We start from the raw sequence: 22,633 nt of genomic DNA, 5'->3' as shown, positions 1-22,633 counted from the left end.
CGTCCATGTTCCATCGCGAATCCGGGATCTTCAAAACCACCTACGCCGCCGATGCGGCGCTCTATCCGCTGCCGGTCGCCAAGTGGACGGTGGCGGCGCTGGCGCTGATCTTCATCGTGATCATCCCGCTCACCGTTCACGAATACTACCTGTCGATCCTCAACCTGATCTTTATCGCCATTGTCGGTGCGCTCGGGCTCAACATTCTTGTAGGCTACACGGGCCAGATCTCGATAGGCCATGCCGCCTTCATGTCGGTCGGCGCCTATACGGCGGCCAATCTCGCCGTGAAGCTCGGCCTGCCGTTCTGGATCACTTTGCCGGCCGGCGGGCTCATGGCGGCAGCGATTGGTGTGCTCGTCGGCATGCCCAGCCTGCGCATCAAGGGCCTCTATCTCGCCATCGCCACCTTGGCAGGCCAGCTCATCATCGAATGGACGATCAATCGCGTCCCCGCGATTTCGGGCGGCGCCCAGGCGTCCATCGAGGTCGACCGGCCGAGCCTGTTTGGCTTCAGCTTCAACACGCAGGGAAGTCTCTACTTCTTCCTGCTGTTCTTTGCCGTGCTGGCGATCGTGGCGACCCTGAACCTGGCGCGCAGCCGCATTGGCCGGGCGTTTGTCGCCGTGCGTGACCAGGACATCGCGGCCGAGATCATCGGCATCAACATCTACCGCTACAAGCTGCTCGCCTTCGCGATCTCGTCCTTCTATGCCGGCGTCTGCGGCGTGCTCTACACCTACTATTTCGGCATCGCCAACTACGAGCAGTTTCAGCTCATCGTCTCGATCGACTACCTGGCCATGATCATCATCGGCGGCCTGGGTTCGGTGCTGGGTTCGATCCTGGGCGCCGTATTCGTCACCCTGCTGCCCATCGTGATCCGCATCTTCATGGAGGATGTGGGCTCACTGTTCTTCACCACGGCAGAAATGGCCAATGTCATTTCCGGGCTTCGGTTGGGCGTGTTCGGCGGGCTGATCATCTTCTTTCTCATCGTCGAGCCGGAAGGGCTCAACAGGCTTTGGCGCAATATCCGGAGTTATTTCCGGGTCTGGCCCTTCTCGTACTAGAGGGGCGTACTAGCGAAGGGAGGAACCCATGACGAGGTTCGTAAGGAGTTGGCTTGGGGTCGCGGCGACCACCGCAACCCTTGTGTTCGGCGGAGGACAAGCCTTTGCGCAGAAGGAACTCGTGTTCGGCCTCCAGTGCGATCGCACCGGGCCGACGGCGACAGTCGGCGTCTATCTGTGTCCCGGCTATCACGACTATATTGGGCTGGTGAATAGCAAGGGCGGTGTCGAGGGTTTCAAGATCAAGGTCCTGGAGATCGACAACGAATACAAGGTGCCGCCTGCCATGGAGGCGCATGAGCGCTTCAAGAAGGAAGGGGCGGTTCTCGAAGGCCTGTACGGGACACCGCAAACAGCGGCGCTGAACAAGAAGCTCGAGGAAGACAAGATCCTCGGCACCTCGCCGGGCTTCGGGACCGCTTCAGCGGCTGACGGCAAGCGCTTCCCCTATACCTTCCCGATCGCCGCCAGCTACTGGTCGCAGGCGGGAGCGGCCGTCGCCTTCGCCAAGGAACGGCTGGGCGGCAACCTCAAGGGCAAGAAGATCGCCTACCTGTTCTACGATAATCCCGCCGGCAAGGAGGCGCTACCGATCCTCGAGGACCTCGCCAAGACGGAAGGCTTCGAAATGAGGACCTTTGCGGTCCCCGCGCCAGGCGTCGAGATGGGCGCCCAGATCCTCGACATCACGGGACGGTTCAAGCCTGACTTCGTGATCACCCATCTGTTCGGCCGCGCACCGTCGGTCTCGATCAAGGAGCTGAAGGGCAAAGGCTTCCCACTCAGCAAGGTGGTGGCCTTCGTGTGGGGCAGTGCAGAAGCCGACATCATCGCCGCGGGCGGCATGGGCGTGGCCGAAGGCTACAACACCATCCAGTTCGCAGGTGTCGGCAAGGACTTCCCGGTCCTGAAGGACATCGAGGCCATGTACAAGGCGCAGGGCAAGACCTCGCCCAAGGAGATGGACTCGACCGTTTACTACAACCGCGGCGTCCTGATCGCGGCGCTGCATGTCGAGGCCGTACGCAATGCCATCAAGGCCAAGAACGGTGCAGCGCCGACCTCCGAAGAGGTCAAGAAGGGCATGGAGTCGATCAAGGGCTTCACCCTGGGCGGCCTCGTGCCCCCGATGGAAATCACGCCGGCCGATCATGAAGGCGGCGGCTGGGTCCAGATCTGGACGGTGAAGGGCGGCAAGCTCTCGAAAACCAAGGACTGGTTCCAGGGCTATCGCTCGGTGATCCAGAAGCATCTCGACGCCGAAGCAAAGAAGTCCTAACCGAACCGATGGACGGGCGGCGAGCAATCGCCGCCCGACACGCCATGCTGGCCATCAACAATATCGAAGTCGTCTACGATCGCGTCATCCTCGTCCTCAAGGGCGTGTCGATCGACGTGCGCGAAGGCGCTATCACCACCCTGCTGGGCGCCAACGGCGCCGGCAAGACGACGACCCTGAAAGCGATCTCGGGCGTGCTGAACGGCGAGCGCGGCGAGGTCACCAAAGGCACGATCCAGCTCGGCGAGCGCCGCATCGACGGGATGCGCGCGCACGATGTCACGCGGCTCGGCCTCGTCCAGGTGTTCGAGGGACGGCGTGTATTCGAACATTTGACCACCGAGGAGAACCTGATTGCCGGCGGCCATGTCCAGAAGGAAGGCGCGGTGGTGAAGCAGGGGATCGATCTGGTCTACTCGTATTTCCCGCGGTTGAGGGAGCGGCGGCATCAGCAGTCGGGCTATCTCTCCGGCGGAGAGCAACAGATGCTGGCGATCGGCCGGGCGCTGATGAGTAAACCCAGGGTCGTGCTGCTGGACGAGCCGTCGCTTGGCCTGGCGCCGATGCTGGTCGAGGAGATCTTCGGAATCGTCGACAAGCTCGTGCGGCAGGAGAGGCTTTCCGTCCTGCTGGTCGAGCAGAACGCCACGATGGCGCTCGGCGTGGCGGACCATGGCTATGTCATGGAGAACGGCCGCATCGTGCTCGAGGGGCCGGCTGACAAGCTGCGTGACAATTCCGATATCAAGGAATTCTACCTGGGCCTGAACGAAGGCGGCACGCGGAAATCCTACCGCGACACCAAGCATTACAAGAGGCGCAAGCGCTGGCTATCCTAGGCGCCTGATGCCTCGTCTTGTTCCGCTTCTCGCTCCGGCTGTCATCGCGTTCGCCCTCTCGGCGGCGGCGCAGACTCGTCTTGCGCAACAATGCGTCAGTTTCGGCGAAGGCCAGTATCGCGCGCTCGATCCCTCGATCGAGCGTATCGCCGCCCTGGAGTTGCCGCCGCCGACACTGGAGAGGATCGGCGTCAAGGCAGGCTCCCAGGCCGTGTCGGCAGCGCTGACCTTCCGGGGACGGCTGACCTATCGCGACCGGGCTGCGCTCGAAACCCAGTTCGTCTGTCTGCTGGATAGCGCCGACAAACCACTGTTCTTCTACGCGCTGCCAGTTCAGGCGACCCGCGGGGCGCCGACGCCCTTGGGGAGAGGACCGGCAACGTCGTCACCATCGACCATGGCTCTGGCACCGCAGCCTGCACAGAAACCTGCTCCACGGGTGACCCCTGAACCACCACGCGCGCCGTTGCCCGCCACGGCGATCCGGTTGCGCGGCCTCGTCCGCGACATTGGTGGCAAGCTGCAGTTCTCGCCCTGCGATGGCGCGCCGCTCGCACTCGAAGACCGCACGCCAGGCCAGGAGCTTGGCCGGACCTTGCGGGAGCTTACGGCCGGACAGGAAGGACGGCCGATGTTCGTGGAGTTCTACGGTGGACGGGAGAGCGGGCAGGGAGCGGGTGTCGGCGCGCTCGAAGTTCGCCGCGCCGCTGTGGAAACGGCGGGCTGTCGCGAGCGCTTCGATCAGCGCGAATGGATCGCTTCCGGTAATGAACCATCGTGGCGTCTGGAGATCACGGCCCGTGACCTGCTGCTCAACCTGCTGGGCGGTACTTCGCCGCAACGCGTGCCGCACGGTGGACTGGTGCGGCAAGCGGGTTCGGTCGCATATGCCGGCGTTGAAGGTCCGGAAATCTCGGTCGTGATCGACGAGCGGCGTTGTGTGGATTCGATGTCCGGCTCGCTCTTCGCTTATTCTGTGGAGGTGCGCAGCGAAGGCCGGACCTACATTGGCTGTGCCGCGCACAATCCCGCAATGCCGGCACCCTGACGCCGCGAGGAGGCCCAATGGACGACGTGGAACACCTGCGCGAGATGGTCGGATCGGCCAAGCGGATTGTCGCCTTCACGGGAGCCGGCATTTCGACCGAGTCGGGCATCCCGGACTTCCGCTCTCCCGGCGGCATCTGGACGCGCTACAAGCCGATCTACTTCGATGACTTCATGGCGTCGGACGAGATGCGCCGTGAATCCTGGCGACGGAAGTTCGCCACCGACGAGACGATGCTCAATGCCGAGCCCAATGCCGGCCATCGCGCGCTGGCAAAGCTGGTGGAGCAGGGGCGCATGAGCGCCATCATTACCCAGAACGTCGATGGCCTGCATCAACGCTCCGGCGTTCCCGATTCCCGGGTGATCGAACTGCACGGCAACGCCACCTATGCAAGCTGTCTCGACTGCGGTCACCGCCATGAGCTTGCCCCAATCCGCAAGGCATTCTTGGACAAGGGCATGCTGCCGCTCTGTGAGAAATGCGAAGGCATCGTGAAGACGGCGACCATCTCGTTCGGCCAGGCGATGCCGGAGGTTCCGATGATCCGTGCGCAGGAGGAGACGCTGGCTTGTGACCTGCTGATCGTGCTGGGCAGTTCGCTGGTCGTTTATCCGGCGGCCGGCTTTCCCCGAATGGCCAAACGCAACGGCGCGCGCTTCGTCATTCTCAATCGCGACCCGACCGATCAGGACGAGGACGCGGATCTCGTGATCCATAACGAGATCGGTCCGACCTTGAGCAGAGCAATCGGCGTGAATTGAGCGGTCGTCGTTGCAGGCCTTCGAGGGACACTGTTTAATCGAGCCTGTCATGGAGGCCTGACAATGCTGATCAATCGCAGGACCGCGCTGTTAGGCGGCCTGGGGACCGTTGCGCTGGGTGGTGCTCCCGTTCGCGCGCAGGACATCACCTTTTTCCGCATTGGCACGGGCGCCACGGCCGGAACCTACTTTCCCATAGGCGGCCTGATCGCGAATGCGATCTCCAACCCGCCAGGCTCGCGCTCCTGCGCCGATGGCGGCTCCTGCGGCGTTCCCGGTCTCGTGGCGACAGCGGTTGCGTCGAACGGTTCCGTGGCGAACGCCGGTGCCATCGCTGCCGGCACCATGCAGTCAGGGTTCGTCCAGTCGGACGTCGGCTATTGGGCCTTCACCGGTACCGGCATCTACGAGGGGCGCCCCAAGGCCGACACACTGAGGGCCATCGCCAGCCTCTACCCGGAGAGCTTCCACCTCGTGGCGAGCAAGGCCTCGGGCATCAAGTCGGTGAAGGACCTCAAGGGCAAGCGCCTGTCGCTCGACGAGCCGGGCTCGGGCACGCTGGTCGATGCCCGCCTGATCCTTGCGGCCTACGGGCTGACGGAGAAGGACCTCAAGGCCGAATACCTGAAAACCCAGCAAGCGGCCGACAAGCTGAAGGACGGGGCGCTCGACGCCTTCTTCAGCGTGAGCGGTTGGCCCTATGGCGCGATCTCCGAGCTTGCCGCAACCACGGGTATCGACCTGGTCCCGATCGACGGGCCGGAGGCCGACGCGCTGGTCAAGAAGTACAGCTTCTTCGGGACAGACGATATTCCCGACGGCGCCTACAAGAACGTCGCCGGCGTGAAGACCGTGAGCGTCAATGCGATCTGGACAACGTCAACAAAGCAGACTGATGCACTGATCTACGCCGTCACGGCAGCGCTCTGGGATCCCAGCACCCGCAAGCTGCTCGATTCGGGCCATGCCAAGGGGAAATCGATCAAGCTCGACACGGCGCTGCGGGGCATTGGCATCCCGCTGCATCCGGGTGCCGAGAAGTTCTACAAGGAAAAAGGCCTGATCAAGTAAGGCCACCGATCAGCGGAGAAACGCACATGCGCTTGAAGGGCAAGACCTGCGTCGTCACGGCGGCCGGGCAGGGCATCGGCGCCGCTACAGCCCGTGCTTTCGCCCGCGAAGGGGCCAGGGTCTGGGCGACGGATGTCGATGCCGTAAAGCTCGGGGCCCTCGAAGGCACGGACGGCGTGACCACGCGCAAGGTCGACGTTCTCGACAAGGCGGCTATCGACAAGCTGGCCGGCGAGACCGGGGCCGTCGATGTGCTGTTCAACTGCGCCGGTTTCGTCCACCACGGCACAGTGCTCGACGCCACCGACGATCAGTGGCAGTTCGCCTTCGACCTCAACGTCCGCAGCATGTTCTGGACGATCCAGGCCTTCCTGCCAAGCATGCTGGGCAAGGGTGGCGGCTCGATCATCAACATGTCGTCGGCGGCCTCCTCGGTGAAGGGCGCGGCACTGCGCTGCATCTACGGCACGACCAAAGCCGCGGTCATCGGGCTCACCAAGTCGGTCGCCGTGGACTATGTCGCCAAGGGGGTGCGCTGCAACGCGATCTGCGCAGGCACGGTCCAGACGCCGTCACTCGACGAACGTATCTCGGCGCTGGGCGGAGGCTCTGACGCCAAGCAGTTCTTCCTGCAGCGCCAGCCGACTGGCCGCTTCGGCTCGGCCGAGGAGATCGCTTCATTGGCGACCTACCTTGCCAGTGACGAGGCTTCCTTCACGACCGGCACGGTCAACGTGATCGACGGTGGCTGGAGCGTCTGACCATGGATATCGCGGCCATCGCCGCCCGGGCGCCGGTCATTCCGGTTCTGACGATCGATCGGCCGGAAACGGCCGTGCCATTGGCGCGGGCCTTGGTGAAGGGCGGGCTGCCGGTCCTGGAAATCACCTTGCGCACCGAGGCGGCCATGCAGGCGCTGGAGCTCATTGCGCGTGAAGTGCCGGAGGCCATTGTCGGCGCAGGGACTATGCTCAATCCCAGGCAGTTAGAGCAGGTGCAGCGGGCAGGGGCCCGCTTCGGCGTCAGCCCTGGTTGTACGACCGAACTCGCAGCCGCGGTTAGCACCTCGGGACTGCCCTTCCTGCCGGGCGTGCAGACGATTTCCGAGGCCATGACGTTGGCCGACCGGGGGTTCAGCCTCCTGAAGTTTTTCCCGGCAGATATCGCGGGAGGCACCGGCTGGTTGAGGGCCGCGGCAGCGCCGCTGGCCGGTCTGCGCTTCTGTCCGACCGGGGGCATAGGACCGGAAACAGCTCCCGCCTATCTCGCGCTTGCGAACGTCGCCTGTGTCGGCGGTTCGTGGGTGGCACCCAAGGACGCTGTCTCGACGGGTGACTGGGGACGGATCGAGCGACTGGCCGCCGCGGCTTCCGCGCTCAAAGGACTCTAGCGCGCAGCCCCGAAAGGTGCTTCAAGTCAAAATCCAGGAGTGTGGGCAACCCCAATGAACAGACTGTCGTTCGCGGCAATCGCGCTTTCACTTGCAGTCGCGGGCGGCGCTGCGCGGGCGGATTCTGTGCTCATCCTCAACTCCGATGAAGCTTCCTACAGCGTTCTGAGCCGCAGCACACGTACCGAGATCGCGCGTCATCCGGTCGGGCGTGAGCCGCACCATCTGATCGTGACGCCGGACGGCAAGGAAGTGCTGATTGGCTCGACGGCGACCAACGAGCTGTTGGGGCTCGATATCAAGACCGGCGAGCGCAAGCGCATCGTCAAGGACATCATCGATCCCTATCACCTGGGTTTCAGCCCGGACGGCAAGTGGTTCGTTACCGCCGCCTACCGGCTCGACCATGTCGACATCTTCCATGCCGACGGCTTCCGTCTCGCCGGCCGGATCTTCATCGACGGTCTGCCGAGCCACCTGGCGTTCGATGCCGAGTCCAAGACCGTATTCGTTACCCTTCAGCAGAGCGGCCGGCTGGCAGCCTTCGATCTCGAGACCCAGTCGCTGAAATGGAACATGCCTGTCGGCAATACGCCGGCCGGCGTCATCATGCTGCCGGACAACAAACGTCTTCTGGTCGCTCTGACAGGTGAGGACGGCATCGTCTCCGTCGATCCGAAGGATGGCGCCGTGACGGGCCGTCTCCGGACCGGCAAGGGGGCGCACAATTTCTGGCCGAAGGGCGATGGCAAGCACTACTTTCTCAGCAATCGCGTCGAAGGCTCGGTATCGTTGATCGACACCACCGGTGACATGCGCGTTGTTGGCAGTGTCCGCATTCCGGGCGGGCCCGATTGCATGGATATTACACCGGACGGCAAGGAGCTCTGGGTCACCCAGCGCTTCCTGCGTCGGGTGGCCGTGGTCGATATCGAACAGCTCAAGGTCGTTGCCAGCATCCCCGTCGGCAAGTCGCCTCATGGCGTGTTCATGCTGAAGGGATCGGCTGGACCGGCGGAGGGGCCGGTTCGCGCGGCATCTACGACGGCCGACCGGAAATAGCGGGTCGCGCCGATGCGCGAGCTCACCGAACTCTGGGTCGACGCCCAGGCATGGCTGTTCGACACTTTCGTCAGCCCGGTTCTTTTCCATTTCGGCCTGATGGCCTGGTATGAACCGGGCTATAACGCCGTCGAGTTCATCATGTTGGGTGTCGTGCAGATCGCGATCATCGCTGTCGGCATGCGCTTCTTCGAGCGGCGCTGGCCACTGGAGAAATCCAGTGCAGACGACCGCCTGATCCGCGTCGACCAGGTCTATACGGTGCTGAACAAGCTCGGCATCGTTCCACTCGCCATCTTTATCGTCACCTATCCGCTGGTGCAGCATATCGAGCTGTCGATGCGCACCTGGGGATTCGCCCCGCCGCGCCTGGAGCGCATCCTGCCGTGGCTGGGCGACAATGCGCTGGCCTCGTTCCTCGTCTATTTCATTCTCTACGACTTTGCCGCCTACTGGCTGCATCGTGCCCAGCACGGCTTCGCCTGGTGGTGGTCGCTGCACAGCCTGCATCACAGCCAGCGGCGCATGACCGTGTGGACCGACGACCGCAACCACGTGGTCGACGATCTGCTGATCAACCTGGCGCTCGTCCTGTTTTCGCAGGTCGTCGGGGTACAGCCCGGCGAGTATGTCCTGATCCTGATGATCGGCCGCCTCGTCGAGAGCTGGTCGCATGCCAATGTCGACATGAGCTTCGGTCGGCTGGGCGAACGGCTGCTGGTCGGCCCGCGTTTCCACCGCCTGCACCATGCGCTCTCCACGCCGGAGGAGCGTCACATCCAGGATCACAACTTTGCGCCGGTCTTCCCGATCTGGGACATCCTGTTCGGGACGGCGATCTACGACGGCAAGCACCGGCCAACCGGTGTCGACGATCCGGTCGTCGATGCCGACAACGGCCGTGGCTGGATCACCCAGCAGGTGACCGTACTTGGCCGCTTGGTCCGGGCGCTGGTGCCGGGGCTCAGGCGCTCTTCAATGTCGCCAGGACTGCGTCCGCCCGCGGAATAGGCGTCACCGCGCCATATCCCTGGGTCGAGAGGGCTGCCGCGACGTTGGCATATCGTGCCGCCATCTCGGGCGTATCACCGGCCAGGAGGCGGGCGAGAAAAGCGCCATCGAAGGTATCGCCGGCGCCAGTGGCGTCCACGGCCTCGACCTTGAACGGCTGCACGCGCGTGCGCTTGTCCCTGGTTGCGATCAAGGATCCTTCCGCCCCCATCTTCAAGGCAACGAGCGGAGCGCCAAGCCCGAGATAGTAGTCGACGATGGCTTCGCGCGCTGTGAGCCCGGTGAGCTGCTGGGAATCGTCGAGGCTCGGCAGGGCGATGTCGCACTGCGCGATCGTGGCGTGGATCACCTGACGCGCCTGGTCGAGTTCCCAAAGGCGGAGCCGCAGGTTGGTGTCATACGACACCTTCACGCCGGCCTTGCGCGCAGCGGTAATCGCGGCAGCGCAGGTGAGGCGGGCGCTCTCGCTGATCGCCTGACCGATGGCCGAAAGGTGGAAGAACTTGGCGCCGGCGATGTAGTCAGCGGCGAGTGTCTCCGGCGTCATCAGCGAGGCGGCCGAGTTCTTGCGCAGATAGTCGAACTTGTGGCCGGTAGCACTGTGCGTAACGAAGCTGACGCCGGTCGGGGCGGTGGGGTGACGCGTGACTCTGGAAGCATCGACGCCTTCGGTCTTCCAGAGGTCGAGGAAGGCATCGCCCATCCAGTCCTGCCCGACACTGGTGAGATAACCCGCGCTGGCGCCCTGTCGCGCCGCGGCAATCGCCACGTTCTGTGAATCGCCACCAAAGCCTTGCAGCCAGGTCCAGCCGTCACCTTCCTTTGGCCGGTTGAACTCGATCAGGGGTTCGCCGAGGCTGACGATCGCAGGAGAGTTTGCCATGGCCGACGTTTGTCACGGGCCTGCCCGAACCTCAAGGGGGGACCTTCAGTCAGGCGCTGGACTTCGGGAACGCCTTCTCCCAGGCTCGCGTTAACAAATCTGGAGGAAGCGGATGGCCGACAAGAAGGACAAGTCCGACGAGAAGGGCGGCAAGCGCCGGCTGCGCAGCCGCGAGTGGTTCGACTCCAAGAGCGACCCGACCATGACCGCGCTCTACCTCGAACGGTACATGAACTTCGGGCTTACGCTTGCGGAGCTGCGCAGCGGCAAGCCGATCATCGGCATCGCCCAGACCGGCAGCGACCTGTCACCCTGCAATCGCCACCACCTCGATCTTGCCTGGCGCATCCGGGACGGCATCCGCGACTCCGGCGGCATTCCCATCGAATTTCCCGTCCATCCGATCCAGGAGTCAGGCAAGCGGCCAACCGCAGCGCTCGACCGCAACCTGGCCTATCTCAGCCTGGTCGAAAGCCTCTACGGCTACTTCTTCGATGGCGTCGTGCTGACGACGGGCTGCGACAAGACCACCCCCGCCATGATCATGGGCGCGGCGACGGTCGACATTCCGGCGATCGTACTGTCCGGTGGTCCGATGCTCGACGGCCATTTTGCCGGCGGTCTTTCGGGCTCTGGCACGATGGTCTGGTATGCCCGGCAGGAACTGGCGGCCGGCCGCATCGACATGGAGCAGTTCATCGAGATGGTGGCGTCGAGCGCGCCGAGCGTCGGCCACTGCAACACGATGGGCACGGCGCTTTCCATGAACAGCATGGCCGAAGCGCTCGGCATGTCGCTCACTGGCTGCGCGGCCATTCCGGGGCCGTACAAGCAGCGCGGCCAGATCGCCTACGAGACCGGGAAGCGCATCGTCGACATGGTCTGGGAAGACCTTCGCCCCTCGAAGATCCTGACGCGCAAGGCATTCGAGAACGCCATTGTCGCAGCCAGCGCGTTGGGTGCTTCGACCAACTGCCCGCCACACATCAACGCGATTGCGCGTCACGCCGGTGTCGATCTGGTGAACGATGATTGGGACAAGATCGGTTACGACATTCCGCTGCTGGTGAACTGCATGCCCGCCGGCAAGTATCTTGGCGAGGCTTTCTATCGCGCCGGCGGCGTGCCGACGGTGATGGCTGAGCTGCTGGCCAAGAAGAAGATCCACGGCGATGCGCTCACCGTCACCGGCAAGACGATGAAGGAGAACTTGAAGGGCATCTCTCCGGCCGACGGAGAAGTCATCAAGGCCTATGACAAGCCGATGCTAGGGCAGGCGGGCTTTGCCGTGCTGAGCGGAAACCTGTTCGACTCCGCGATCATGAAGACCTCGGTGATCTCCGCGGAGTTCCGCGAAAAGTACCTCGAGCGCAAAGGCGACAAGGATGCCTTCGAAGGCACGGCCATCGTGTTCGAGGGGCCGGAGGATTATCACCATCGGATCAACGATCCGAAGTTGCCGATCAACGAAAACAGCATCCTGTTCATCCGCAACACCGGCCCGGTCGGCTATCCGGGCGCCGCGGAAGTGGTGAACATGCTGCCGCCGGATCGCCTGGTGAAGGGCGGCATACTGCTGCTGCCGTGCGTCGGCGATGGCCGGCAAAGCGGCACCTCGGCCAGCCCGTCGATCCTCAACGCCTCACCGGAGGCGGCTGTCGGCGGCGGCCTGGCGCTGCTCGAGACGGGGGATAAGGTTCGCATCGATATCGGCAAGCGCCGCGCCGACATCCTGATCAGCGATGCGGAGCTCGCCAAGCGCAAGTCTGCCTGGAAGCCGAAGGTGAAGGAAAGCCAGACGCCCTGGCAGGAACTGCAGCGCAAGTTCGTGGGCCAGCTCGCCAGCGGCGCCTGCCTCGACTTTGCGGTCAACTATCAGAGGATATCGGAGACCAAGGGAGTGCCGCGGCACTCCCACTGACCGTCAGCGGAAGAGGCGCTGTTCGACCGAGACGGGGAGATCGGATCGGTTGATCAGGACGATCGCCCAGGGCGATGTCGGATGGCTCGCCGGGCGTACCGGAGGCGGGGGGAGGCTGGCGGCGGCACCCGGTGCGGCAAAGCCTGCGGCCCCGGAGGGCAGTGTGGACGGGGCGGCCGACGGTGCGCTGGAAACCGGGCGCGGTGCCGCCCGCTGAGCCATCATCTGTTCCATCGGCATACGCTCTTCGAACACGACCACAATACGGTCGCGGCGGCGCGCGGTGGAGAGGACATTGACGGCATAGCCTTCACTGGCGCGCCGGCCGAGGAAGATGCCGACGGCATTCATGCGGCCGGCTTCGAACATGTCCGGTGGCGGTGAGCCGACTCGGCTCCACAGGCTGCGCCATTCGGCGATCGTGCTGGCGACGACGTGCTCGGGCTGGCGAGTCATCGCCGTCGCGCCCTGCCACTGGCGAGCCTCGATGGCTTGGGCAAAGGTTGGTGCGGTGGAGAGCAGCATGCCGGTTGAGGCAATGCCAATCGTCAGCATTCGCCGACGTGGCAAATGGTGAAACACCTGGGAGACCGGCTTGTTAATGAACGGCACGATTGGATCTCGCAGGGACCCGATGGCTGGTTGTTGAGACGTTGCTAAACACCACGACACTTTGGCTCAATTGAGGCGCGGCCTTTGCCGCACTGCACTCACGGGACGTGAACTATAATGCTCAGCAACGTCGCGACAGCAAAGCCTTTGGTATCAATGTTTTGGACCTGTTGCATGAATGCAACAGGTCGAATTGATTCTGGAATCATGATCTCCGGCAGCCGATCATTTTTGCAAAGCCGCATCGAGGTAGAGGGGCGAGTCCGAGATCGCGCTGCAACGCAGCGGCGAGTGGCTTCCTCGACTTGGCCAGGAAGTTGGCGAGGCCAATCTGCTTCGCGCTCTTGGAAAAGGCCATGGTTGGGCAAGATCATGTCCACGGCGTGGCTGTGGCCAATCAGGCGGGCAGGGCCGGCTACAAAGGCGTGTCCGCGGAGGACACCTACGGCGATGCGCTACGCGGCCAGCGTGACAGTAAGCGGAACGGGAGCCACACTCACGAATCATGGCCGCCCGCACCGCAGTCGCGCCGCGCTCCCTGCGAGCGGCCCAACCTCTGCCTGCCGCAAGCCGGTTGAAGCCGACCTTGCTCCTGTCCTTGCAGGCATTCGATGCGGCCGTCCGGTTGGGCAGCTTCAAGGAGGCAGCCGAAGCATTGCATCTCACGCCGTCGGCGATCAGCCATCGCATTCGCAATCTCGAAAAGGCGATGGGCGGGGCGCTGTTTGTCCGGGCGCATCGTGCGGTAGAGGTAACACCGACGGGACGTGCCCTGGCGAGAGCGACCGGGCGGGCGTTTGGCGAACTCGTCCGGGCAACTTCACCACTTGTCGGCGTGGAAGCCAGTCGCCGGCTTAGACTGAGTGTCTCGCCGCTGTTCGCTTCGGCCTGGCTGCTGCCGCGCATCGCGGATTTCATGGCACGCCACCCCGACATTGAATTGGTCATTGAGAATTCCGTCGGGCCGCTCGATCTTGAAAATGAATCGTTCGATGCTGCTGTCCGAGCAGGCGATGGTACCTGGCCCGGGCTCGTCGGCCAGCATCTGCTCGATCTGCACGCCGTTCCCGTGGCGACGCGGGAACTGGTGCGGCGGCTGAAACTGCGCCGTCCGGCCGACATGGTGCGGGCACCCATGATTCATGTCGTGTCGTTTCCGCACGCATGGCCGCAATGGCTGAGTCGAGCCGGGGCGGGATCGGGCAAGGCAAAACAAGCGGTATGGGTCGATAGCTTTGAAGCGGCCCTCCAGCTCGCGGAGCGCGGCGCTGGCGTGGCGCTTGGCCTGGCGCCGCTGTTCGCAGACCGCGAGGCGGCGGGCACTCTCTGCCGCCCTGTGACTCTCGCCAATCCAACAGGTGGTTATTGGCTGCTGCACCGGCCTGAAGAAGGCAACAACGCCGCGTTGCGGGTTTTCAAGCGCTGGCTGGTCGCCGAGCTGGCCGTCGACAGTTGAATCCTATTCATGCGTTGGCCTGCTGCTTTCTTTTGTCCTGTCCCAGACCTCACGTATGCTCGGTCAAACAGAATCAGAAGGAACACCAGCATGAAGCCGGGAATGGATGATCAATCCGTAGCGCAGCGCGTCCTCGACCACATGGCCAACGGCACGACCGATCTCGGCGACGACGTCTGGCGGGAGCCTGTCGCCAACTATCGATCGGCTGACCGCATGAAGGCCGAGTTGGACCAGGTGCTGCGTCGTTCACCAATACCCTTCTGTCCTTCGGCTGCTCTGCCGGAGGTCGGATCGTACATTGCCCGCGAAGCAGCAGGCGTACCGCTTGTCGTGGTGCGCGGCGTCGATGGCAAGGTACGGGCCTTTCGCAACGCCTGCCGGCATCGCGGCATGCAGGTCGCCGATGGGGCAGGCTGCGCTCGCGCCTTCGTTTGCCGCTATCACGGCTGGACATACAATCTCGAAGGGCGTCTGCGCCATATCCCGCACGAAGGCGGCTTTCCCGGTTTCGACAAGGAAGCGCATCCGCTGGTGCCGGTCACCGCAACCGAACGCTTCGGCCTGGTCTTCGTAACTCAGGACGAGCCAGCCTTGGGGGGCGATCCGCTCGACGGCCTCGACAAGCTGATTGAACCCGACCAGCGGTTGTTTGCAACGGCTGAACGCGACTTCGATGTGAACTGGAAGATCTTTCTCGAGAGCTTCATCGAGGGCTATCACATCAAGTCGACCCATCCGGATAGCTTCCTGCCGTACGGGTTCGACAATCTGAACGTCATCGACCTGTTTGGCCGCAACAGCCGCGTCACCTATCCGTTCCAGCGCATCAAGAAGCTGGCCAAGGTGCCGCCTCAGGAGCGCCGGGTCGAAGGACTGCTGACCTACGTCTACCACCTGTTTCCCAACGTGCTGATCACGGTACTGTCTCGGCACACCAACGTGGTGATCCTCGAACCGCTCGCCGTCGATCGCACGCGGCAGTTTACCTACACGTTGACCAACGGTGGCGGTGACGATCCGGCGGCAATCGCCGAGGCCAAGCGCGATGCCGAATTCGTCGGAAACACGGGCGCTTTGGAAGATCGCGCCGTAGTCCATGCCATCCAGCGCGGCCTGGCCAGTGGTGCCAACGATGCTTTCACGTTCGGCCACTTCGAGAGCGCCATCGTCCACTTCCATCGGACGCTGACGGCGGCGCTCTCTGCAACGTAGCCTCGCGGCTCAGCCGCGCTTCACCTTGTCCGCGGCGTTCGTCGACTGGATCTGGTCGCGGATGCGGCGCCAATCGTCTTCGCTGTAGGTCATCATGTTGGAGAACGTTCCGTTGCCCATGATACCCATGCCGCCGTCGATGGCGATGACCTCGCCGTTGATGTACTCGACTTCCTCGCTCATCAGGAACGCGGCCATGTTCGCGAGTTCGTGCGGCTTGCCGACCCGGCCCATCGGGTTGCGGGTGTTGTAGCGGCTGTCGTTACCTTCCTGCAGCGGATTGAGCCGCGCCCAGGCGCCTTCGGTCGGGAAGGGGCCGGGTGCGATGGCATTGAGACGGATGCCGTGGCGTGCCCATTCGACGGCGAGGCTCTGGGTCATGACGGCAACGCCGGCCTTCGACATTGCCGACGGCACGACGAAGGGGCTGCCGGTCCATACCCAGGTTGTGAGGATGCTGAGAACGCTCGCCTTGCGCTTCTCGGCGATCCACCGCTTGCCGCAGGCGTTGGTCATGTAGAACGTGCCGTGCAGGACGATGTTGGCGATCGCGTCGAAGGCGCGCGGACTCAGGTCCTTGGTCTGCGAGATGAAGTTGCCGGCAGCGTTGTTGACCAGGCCGTCGAGCGGACCCGTTGCCCAGATCTGCTCGATCATCTCCTCGACCGCCGTGGCGACACGAATATCGACGGTGTGCACGTCGACCCGCCGGCCGGGATGCTTTTCCATCACTTGCTTGGCGGTTTCCTCAAGGACGCCACCGCGCCGGCCACATATCACACAGTCTGCACCCAGCTCGACGAACTTCTCCATCATCATACGACCGAGGCCCGTGCCACCGCCGGTAACGAGGAAACGCTTGCCCTTGAACAGGTCGGTTTTGAACATCGGACTCACCTCTCGAAAACTTCAGAACATTTCGTCTAGTTTGAGCCGCAAATCCTCACAAGCCCGTTGCGTAGTCCATCCGGGATGCTAGGATTTCCGCATAACAACACGGGATCGTTGAATGACGACCCAACAGGGAGAGACGAGCGGGGACGTCGGTTCGGTTGAGCTGCGTGGTAAGGTCAAGTGGTTCAACGCTGTAAAGGGCTATGGGTTCTTAGCCCTCGATAGTGACAACAGCGACGCGTTCCTGCATGTGACGACACTTCGTCAATCTGGGCATGAGGATCTCAAGCCCGGTGCAACGGTTGTGTGTGCTGGCGTGCGCGGCCCTAAGGGCTGGCAGGTCATGAGAGTGCTCGACGTCGACTCATCGACGGCGGTCGCTGTGACACCCAAGCCGCCGCCGATTCCAGATGGCGTCGCCATGGGTGAGTACATTACAGCCCTTGTGAAGTGGTACAATAACGAACGTGGCTATGGTTTCGTGACTCGAGAAGCCGAGGACGGAGACATCTTTGTCCATGCCGCGGTCTTGCGACGACACGGCATGGATTCATTGGCCCCAGGCCAGAAGGTGATGATCCGGGTTGCCGAAGGCCAGAAGGGCCTTCAGGTCGTCGAGATCAGGGCCGCATGAGCTCCATTCACCTGATATCACGCAGGTAGCTGTCGAGAGGCGGCGCCTGCTTGATGAGCCCGCGCTTCACCAGAAAAGCTGCGAAGGCCTCATAGCGGCTGCGGTCCAACGACGTCGGATCGTCGGTGAGCAGTGGAACGGTATCCTTCCAAGCGAGCCGATTCAGCTCGTTGTCGAGTTCCTTCCCGTACTTGGAGAAGAGAGCCCATCCCTCGGCGGGATTGGCTTTGAGCCACGCTGTCGCTTCGGCAATGGCGGCAAGGAGCTTCTTGGTGCGGGCAGCATCGACGGTCTCGCGTTTGGCGACGAGGATCAGCTCGTCGTACATCGGCACACCGTGCTTCTCGACGAGCCAGAGCCGGCCCTTCGCCTTGTTGATCTCGAGGTCGTTCAGCTCGAAATTCCGGAAGGCGCCGATCACGCCGTCGACCTGCTTGCTCATCAGCGCCGTCGTCAGGGCGAAGTTGACGTTGACCAGAGTGACGTCTTTCAGTGTGAGGCCGGCGCTCTCCAGCATGGCGCCAAGGACTGCTTCCTCGAAGCCCGATACCGAGTAGCCGATTTTGCGGCCCTTGAAGTCGGCAATGGTCTTCACCGCTGAGTCCTCGAGGGCGACCAGCGAGTTCAGCGGCTGGGCGACAAGGACGCCGATCCTCACCAGTGGCAGCCCCTCGGCCGCCAGCATCTGCAGGGTCGGCTGATAGGAGACGGCATAGTCGGCCTGACCTGCGGCCACCAGCTTGGGCGGCGCATTGGGATCGGCCGGCGCGATCATCTCGACGTCGAGGCCGTGTTTGGTGAAGAGACCACGCTGCTTGGCGATCACCAGCGCAGCATGGTCGGGGTTGACGAACCAGTCGAGCAGCAGGCGAACCTTGTCCTGCGCAGCCACGGGCAACGCGGTGCAGACAAGTGCCAGCGCGGCAATCAGTTGGACCAGCAGTTTCATCGTCAGTCTCCTTGAAACGATTGCCACGGCACCAGCCGCCGCAGGAGGCGGTCGGTCGCCGTGTAGAGCCCGAGGCCCAGCAGGCAGAGAACGAACAGGGCGGCAAAGGCGAGTGGCGTCTGTCCGCGTGCGAGTTGCTGGGTCATCAGGTAGCCGAGGCCGGCGCTGGCGCCGACCCATTCGCCGATCACCGCGCCGATCGGCGCGACGGCAGCAGCGATACGCGCGCCGGACGCAAAGGCGGGCAGGGCTGCCGGCAGCTTGATCTGCAGGAGAATCGCGCGTGGCGGCGCATCCATCGTGCGCGCCAATTCAAGCCAGCCTTCGTCGGTTCGGCGCAGACCGTCATAGAGGCTGCTGACCACCGGGAAGAAGATCACCAGGGCGGCCATCGCGACTTTCGAGGCCATGCCGTAGCCTAGCCACAGCACCAGCAGCGGAGCGACGGCGATTACCGGAATGGCCTGCGAGACGATCACCAACGGCAGTGCCCAGCGCCGCCAGCCCGCCGAGGCCGCAAAGACGACCGCGAGTGCCGAGCCCAGCACGAGACCGAGCACGAGGCCCAGGATCATTTCGGCACCGGTCCACAGCGCCTGCTCCAGAAGCAAGTCGAAGCGATCGATCAAGACCGATGCAACACGCGACGGTGGCGGCAGGATGTACGGCGGCACTCTTGTGAGCCGCACAAGGAGTTCCCAGGCGACGAGCAGGCCGAGCGCGGTGATGAGCGGCCTCACGCGATGCCCCGTAGATCGCGAATCAGCTGCGCCTGCAGGGCCAGCAGCGCGGGATCGCCGGGGTCGCGCGGCGCTGGTCCCGGCGGAACGATCGCCTGGCCCACAGTGAAGGGAGATCCGTGCAGAACCCGGACTTCATGGCCAACGCGCAGCGCTTCGAGCGGATCGTGTGTGACCAGCACGGCCGTTCGTCCGGCCAGCAGGCGCACGGCAAGGTCCTGTAGATCGAGGCGCGTCACGGCATCGAGATGGGCGAAGGGCTCGTCCATCAGGATCACCGGGCGATCCTCGCACAGCGTGCGGGCCAGTGCTGCCCGTTGGCGCATGCCACCGGAGAGCGTGCGAGGCAGAGCGCTAAGCCGGTCGCCGAGCCCTACCTCGGCCAGCAGGGCACGGGCGCGTGGCTCGGCCGCGCGGCGTGCCGCATCGTCGCCGCGCAAGCGGTAGCCCAGGAGCACATTGTCGAGGACGCTGAGCCAGGGCAGCAGCCGGTCCTGCTGCGCCATATAGGCCAGCGGTGCGGCGCGCGCGGTGTCCGGCAGAAGGCCGGCGAGATGACGGAGCAGGGAAGTCTTGCCGACGCCGCTACGGCCCAGCAGGCAAGTCGTGCGTCCGGCGGGCATGTCGAATGACAACCGCTCGGCAACGAGGTGGCCGTCGAAGGCGATGCGCGCGTCGCGCACGGAGAGAGAAGGAACGACCAAGTCAGCCACCAGTCCCTACGCCGGCATTAACCGGATCAGGTTCCCGGGGTCGTTCTTTCGAACCTCTCAGCCGCGAAGCGGCTCCCCCCGATGAGCGGGGCCACTATGGTTACAGAGCCTCTGTCACGCAAGCATCATCGGTTTGACGAAATCGCCGTCCACGCTCTATCCATGGCTATGGCATTTGCAGGTTCCGGAGGGCGGCTTGGCCGTCGCCTCCTTCTTGGCGCACCGTTCGCTCTCGCAGCCGGCGCCGCCCTCGCGCAGAACAGCGGCGACATCCAGTTCCAACGCTCATCGCTCTTGATCGAGACCGGCGGCCGGGAACTCAAGTTCGACATCGAGCTGGCCCTCAACGATACCGAACGTGCTCGCGGCCTGATGTTTCGCGAGAAGCTCGGCCCCTACGATGGCATGCTGTTCGACTTCTATCAGGAAGCGCCGGTCAGCTTCTGGATGAAGAACACGCTGATCCCGCTCGACATGCTCTTCATCGCCGCAGATGGCACGATCCGTAGCATTCACTCCAATGCCGTGCCGCACTCGACCGATCCAATCCCCAGCAAGTTCCCTGTGCGCGCCGTTCTCGAAATCAACGGCGGCAGCGCGCGGATGCTGGGGATCAAGCCGGGCGACAAGGTCAAGCACCCGATCTTCGGCAACGGCTGAGCCGTTGCTGCGCGTCAGCGCTTGAGGGCGCAGGTCATGCCATCGCCGACGGCGAACAGGACGAGATCGACACGCTCGTCTGACTTGAGCTTGGCGTTCAGTGCGCGGATCGCTTTGGTGTCGGCATCGACATCGGCCGGGTCGGCCACCGAGCCATCCCACAGGACATTGTCGGCCAGGATGAGACCGCCGGGCCGCACCAGCTTTAGGCAGCGCTCATAGTAGGTGTCGTAGTTCTCCTTGTCGGCATCGATGAAGGCGAGGTCGAGCTGGCCGGTCAGGCCTTGTGCCAGCAGCCAGTCGAGCGTGTCGCGTGCCGGGCCGATGGTGAGCTCGATGCGTCCGTCGACGCCCGCTTCCTTCCAATAGCGTCGCGCGACCTTGGTCCAATCGGTGCTGACATCACAGCACCAGAGCTTGCCGTCTGCCGGAAGCGCCTCGGCGATGCAGAGCGAGGAATAGCCCGTGAAGGTACCGACCTCGACGGCGCGCCGGACGCCGACCGCGCGTGCGAGAAGGCCGATCTGCTGTCCCTGATGGGCCGATATCTGCATGCCGGCGCCCGGCATCTTCGCCGTTTCCTCACGCAGCCGGCGACGCAGCGGCGGCTCGCGCAGCCAATTGCTATCGACATAATCGGTGAGGGTACCTTCGATTTTGGGCCAGCTCTTCATGGTCTCTCCGGTTGGCGCGACTGGTCTGGCCCGCTAGGGTCCTGGCTCTGTCGAGTGGTAGGGCTTGAGGAACGATAATGTCGGATATCGAGATCGCGCGGCGCGCAATCAAGAAGCCAATGAATGAAGTCGCCGGACGGCTCGGCATCCCAGACGAAGCGCTGGAGCCCTACGGCCGCGACAAGGCCAAGCTCGACGGTGCCTATCTGAAATCGCTCGAAGGCCGCGAGCAGGGCCACCTCATCCTGGTCACCGCCATCAGCCCGACCAAGGCCGGTGAGGGCAAGACCACGACCACGATCGGCCTTGGCGATGCCTTGAACCGCATCGGCAGGAAGGCGGCGATTGCCCTGCGCGAGCCGAGCCTCGGTCCTTGCTTCGGGCAGAAGGGCGGCGCCACCGGCGGCGGGCAGGCGCAGATCGTGCCCATGGCCGACATCAACCTGCATTTCACTGGGGACTTTCACGCCATCACGACGGCCCACAACCTGCTGGCCGCGATGCTCGACAATCACATCTACTGGGGCAACACGCTCGGCATCGACAGCCGCCGCGTGTTCTGGCCGCGCGTCATGGACATGAACGATCGCGCGCTGCGCGACATTGTCGTAAGCCTGGGTGGCGTCGCCAACGGCTTTCCGCGCCAGGGCCGTTTCGACATCACAACCGCATCGGAGGTCATGGCGATTCTCTGCCTGGCCCGCGATCTTGCCGATCTCGAGAAGCGCCTGTCGCAGATCGTCGTCGCCGAGACGCGTGACGGTAAGCCGATCACAGCAGGCGATCTCAAGGCGTCCGAAGCGATGGCCGCCGTTCTCAAGGATGCGGCCAAGCCCAATCTCGTGCAGACGCTGGAAAACAATCCAGTGCTGATCCATGGCGGGCCGTTCGCCAACATCGCCCACGGCTGCAACTCGGTGATCGCAACCCGCGCGGCCCTGGCGCTGGGCGACTATGTCGTTACCGAAGCGGGCTTCGGCGCGGACCTGGGGGCCGAGAAGTTTCTCGACATCAAGTGCCGTCAGGCCGGCTTGAAGCCTGAACTCGCCGTCGTCGTCGCGACCGTGCGGGCACTGAAACTCCATGGCGGGGCCGACGAAAAGGCTTTGGCGAAGGAGGACGTTGCGGCTGTCGAACGCGGCCTGCCGAACCTGCTGCGTCACGTCGAGAACCTGGGCAAGTTCGGTCTGCCAGTGCTGGTCGCCATCAATCGCTTCCTGACCGACACGCCGGCCGAGCTGAAGGTGATCGAGGAGAAGTGCGCCGCGGCCGGCGCTAAGGCCTATCTCTGCGAGCACTGGGCCAAGGGGGGTGCAGGGGCCGAGGCGCTGGCTCGGGCGGCAGTCGCCACTCTCGACGAGGGCAGGGCCAATTTCAAACTGCTCTATCCCGATGATCTTCCGCTGTCGCAGAAGATCGAGACCGTGGCGCGGGAAATCTATCGCGCCTCCGGCGTTGCCATCGCCGGGCCGGCGCAACGACGACTGAAGGCACTGGAGGCGGCGGGCTACGGCAAGCTGCCGGTCTGCATTGCCAAGACGCAGTACAGTTTCGCCGCCGATCCCGAACTGCGTGGGGCGCCGACCGGACACACGCTGCCGATCCGTGAGGTCCGGCTTTCGGCGGGTGCCGGCTTCGTGGTGGCGCTGGCGGGCGACATTATGACGATGCCCGGCCTGCCGCGTGTTCCTGCTGCGGAACACATCCGGCTCACGCCGTCGGGCGAAGTCGACGGACTCCACTGA

Annotated in this window: 23 protein-coding genes and 1 riboswitch; of the genes, 16 read left to right on the top strand and 7 right to left on the bottom strand. The window is 63.8% G+C overall.

What is annotated here, in order from left to right; translation table 11 throughout:
* Positions 1 to 5 precede the first annotated feature (5 nt).
* The 10 genes from EPO50_RS05790 to EPO50_RS05745 all read left to right on the top strand — a co-directional run bounded on the left by EPO50_RS05790 (position 6) and on the right by EPO50_RS05745 (position 9,537).
* Positions 6 to 1,073 carry a branched-chain amino acid ABC transporter permease gene (locus tag EPO50_RS05790; RefSeq protein WP_296341870.1) on the top strand — a complete coding sequence of 356 codons (1,068 nt, stop codon included), beginning with the start codon at positions 6 to 8 and terminating at the stop codon, positions 1,071 to 1,073.
* Between the two features lie 28 nt (positions 1,074 to 1,101).
* Entirely contained in the window at positions 1,102 to 2,352 is a 1,251-nt protein-coding gene (locus tag EPO50_RS05785; protein ID WP_296341868.1) for an ABC transporter substrate-binding protein, read from the top strand.
* Between the two features lie 8 nt (positions 2,353 to 2,360).
* On the top strand, positions 2,361 to 3,191 hold the full coding sequence (locus tag EPO50_RS05780) for an ABC transporter ATP-binding protein (protein WP_296341865.1): 831 nt from the start codon (positions 2,361 to 2,363) through the stop codon (positions 3,189 to 3,191).
* 7 nt (positions 3,192 to 3,198) lie between these two features.
* Positions 3,199 to 4,239, top strand: a complete 1,041-nt coding sequence (locus tag EPO50_RS05775) for a hypothetical protein (protein WP_296341863.1) — start codon at positions 3,199 to 3,201, stop codon at positions 4,237 to 4,239.
* Positions 4,240 to 4,256: 17 nt separating this feature from the next.
* A complete protein-coding gene (locus tag EPO50_RS05770) occupies positions 4,257 to 5,003 on the top strand; it encodes a Sir2 family NAD-dependent protein deacetylase (RefSeq protein WP_296341861.1) in 747 nt (248 codons plus the stop codon).
* Positions 5,004 to 5,066: 63 nt separating this feature from the next.
* A complete protein-coding gene (locus EPO50_RS05765; RefSeq protein ID WP_296341858.1) occupies positions 5,067 to 6,074 on the top strand; it encodes a TAXI family TRAP transporter solute-binding subunit in 1,008 nt (335 codons plus the stop codon).
* A gap of 26 nt (positions 6,075 to 6,100) precedes the next feature.
* Positions 6,101 to 6,835 (top strand): SDR family oxidoreductase, encoded by a 735-nt coding sequence (locus tag EPO50_RS05760; protein ID WP_296341856.1) that lies wholly within the window; start codon positions 6,101 to 6,103, stop codon positions 6,833 to 6,835.
* Positions 6,836 to 6,837: 2 nt separating this feature from the next.
* A complete protein-coding gene (eda, locus tag EPO50_RS05755; protein WP_296341854.1) occupies positions 6,838 to 7,464 on the top strand; it encodes a bifunctional 4-hydroxy-2-oxoglutarate aldolase/2-dehydro-3-deoxy-phosphogluconate aldolase in 627 nt (208 codons plus the stop codon).
* A gap of 54 nt (positions 7,465 to 7,518) precedes the next feature.
* Positions 7,519 to 8,526: a hypothetical protein gene (locus EPO50_RS05750; protein WP_296341849.1), complete on the top strand. Its 1,008-nt coding sequence runs from the start codon at positions 7,519 to 7,521 to the stop codon at positions 8,524 to 8,526.
* Positions 8,527 to 8,538: 12 nt separating this feature from the next.
* Positions 8,539 to 9,537 (top strand): sterol desaturase family protein, encoded by a 999-nt coding sequence (locus EPO50_RS05745; protein ID WP_296341847.1) that lies wholly within the window; start codon positions 8,539 to 8,541, stop codon positions 9,535 to 9,537.
* Here the strand turns inward: EPO50_RS05745 and EPO50_RS05740 are convergent.
* On the bottom strand, positions 9,491 to 10,420 hold the full coding sequence (locus EPO50_RS05740; protein WP_296341846.1) for a sugar kinase: 930 nt from the start codon (positions 10,418 to 10,420) through the stop codon (positions 9,491 to 9,493). The genes EPO50_RS05745 and EPO50_RS05740 overlap by 47 nt on opposite strands.
* A 112-nt stretch (positions 10,421 to 10,532) precedes the next feature.
* On the opposite strand from EPO50_RS05740, the gene EPO50_RS05735 reads away from it, so the two are divergent.
* A complete protein-coding gene (locus tag EPO50_RS05735) occupies positions 10,533 to 12,341 on the top strand; it encodes an IlvD/Edd family dehydratase (RefSeq protein ID WP_296341844.1) in 1,809 nt (602 codons plus the stop codon).
* Positions 12,342 to 12,344: 3 nt separating this feature from the next.
* Here the strand turns inward: EPO50_RS05735 and EPO50_RS05730 are convergent, their stop codons facing one another.
* On the bottom strand, positions 12,345 to 12,896 hold the full coding sequence (locus EPO50_RS05730; RefSeq protein WP_296341843.1) for a hypothetical protein: 552 nt from the start codon (positions 12,894 to 12,896) through the stop codon (positions 12,345 to 12,347).
* A gap of 562 nt (positions 12,897 to 13,458) precedes the next feature.
* On the opposite strand from EPO50_RS05730, the gene EPO50_RS05725 reads away from it, so the two are divergent.
* Together EPO50_RS05725 and EPO50_RS05720 are read left to right on the top strand one after the other, a co-directional pair.
* Entirely contained in the window at positions 13,459 to 14,409 is a 951-nt protein-coding gene (locus tag EPO50_RS05725; protein WP_296341842.1) for a LysR substrate-binding domain-containing protein, read from the top strand.
* 90 nt (positions 14,410 to 14,499) lie between these two features.
* Positions 14,500 to 15,624, top strand: coding sequence for an aromatic ring-hydroxylating dioxygenase subunit alpha (locus EPO50_RS05720; protein WP_296341840.1), 1,125 nt, complete (start codon positions 14,500 to 14,502; stop codon positions 15,622 to 15,624).
* Positions 15,625 to 15,633: 9 nt separating this feature from the next.
* On the opposite strand, the gene EPO50_RS05715 is transcribed toward EPO50_RS05720, so the two are convergent.
* Positions 15,634 to 16,512 carry an SDR family oxidoreductase gene (locus tag EPO50_RS05715; protein ID WP_296341839.1) on the bottom strand — a complete coding sequence of 293 codons (879 nt, stop codon included), beginning with the start codon at positions 16,510 to 16,512 and terminating at the stop codon, positions 15,634 to 15,636.
* Between the two features lie 121 nt (positions 16,513 to 16,633).
* Here EPO50_RS05715 and EPO50_RS05710 point away from each other — a divergent pair, with 121 nt between their 5' ends.
* Complete coding sequence (locus tag EPO50_RS05710) at positions 16,634 to 17,152, top strand: cold-shock protein (RefSeq protein WP_296341838.1); 519 nt, start codon at positions 16,634 to 16,636, stop codon at positions 17,150 to 17,152.
* 7 nt (positions 17,153 to 17,159) lie between these two features.
* On the opposite strand, the gene EPO50_RS05705 is transcribed toward EPO50_RS05710, so the two are convergent.
* The 3 genes from EPO50_RS05705 to EPO50_RS05695 all read right to left on the bottom strand — a co-directional run bounded on the left by EPO50_RS05705 (position 17,160) and on the right by EPO50_RS05695 (position 19,554).
* Complete coding sequence (locus EPO50_RS05705) at positions 17,160 to 18,101, bottom strand: ABC transporter substrate-binding protein (protein WP_296341836.1); 942 nt, start codon at positions 18,099 to 18,101, stop codon at positions 17,160 to 17,162.
* A 2-nt stretch (positions 18,102 to 18,103) separates the two neighbouring features.
* Positions 18,104 to 18,841 carry an ABC transporter permease gene (locus tag EPO50_RS05700; protein ID WP_296341834.1) on the bottom strand — a complete coding sequence of 246 codons (738 nt, stop codon included), beginning with the start codon at positions 18,839 to 18,841 and terminating at the stop codon, positions 18,104 to 18,106.
* Positions 18,838 to 19,554, bottom strand: a complete 717-nt coding sequence (locus EPO50_RS05695) for an ABC transporter ATP-binding protein (protein ID WP_296341832.1) — start codon at positions 19,552 to 19,554, stop codon at positions 18,838 to 18,840. Before EPO50_RS05695 ends, EPO50_RS05700 begins: the two co-directional genes overlap by 4 nt.
* A riboswitch (TPP riboswitch) is annotated at positions 19,540 to 19,643 on the bottom strand. Its footprint overlaps the gene before it by 15 nt.
* A gap of 79 nt (positions 19,644 to 19,722) precedes the next feature.
* On the opposite strand from EPO50_RS05695, the gene EPO50_RS05690 reads away from it, so the two are divergent.
* The gene (locus tag EPO50_RS05690) at positions 19,723 to 20,214 is read left to right on the top strand and encodes a DUF192 domain-containing protein (protein ID WP_296341830.1); all 492 of its coding nucleotides are present in this window, start codon (positions 19,723 to 19,725) and stop codon (positions 20,212 to 20,214) included.
* A gap of 14 nt (positions 20,215 to 20,228) precedes the next feature.
* Here the strand turns inward: EPO50_RS05690 and EPO50_RS05685 are convergent, their stop codons facing one another.
* Positions 20,229 to 20,888: an O-methyltransferase gene (locus tag EPO50_RS05685; protein WP_296341828.1), complete on the bottom strand. Its 660-nt coding sequence runs from the start codon at positions 20,886 to 20,888 to the stop codon at positions 20,229 to 20,231.
* Positions 20,889 to 20,965: 77 nt separating this feature from the next.
* Between EPO50_RS05685 and EPO50_RS05680 the strand changes: the two genes are divergently transcribed.
* The gene (locus EPO50_RS05680; RefSeq protein ID WP_296341827.1) at positions 20,966 to 22,633 is read left to right on the top strand and encodes a formate--tetrahydrofolate ligase; all 1,668 of its coding nucleotides are present in this window, start codon (positions 20,966 to 20,968) and stop codon (positions 22,631 to 22,633) included.

Source organism: Reyranella sp., assembly GCF_004297405.1.
Classification (GTDB): Bacteria; Pseudomonadota; Alphaproteobacteria; order Reyranellales; family Reyranellaceae; genus Reyranella.
This window is presented reverse-complemented; position numbering and strand designations above follow the sequence as displayed.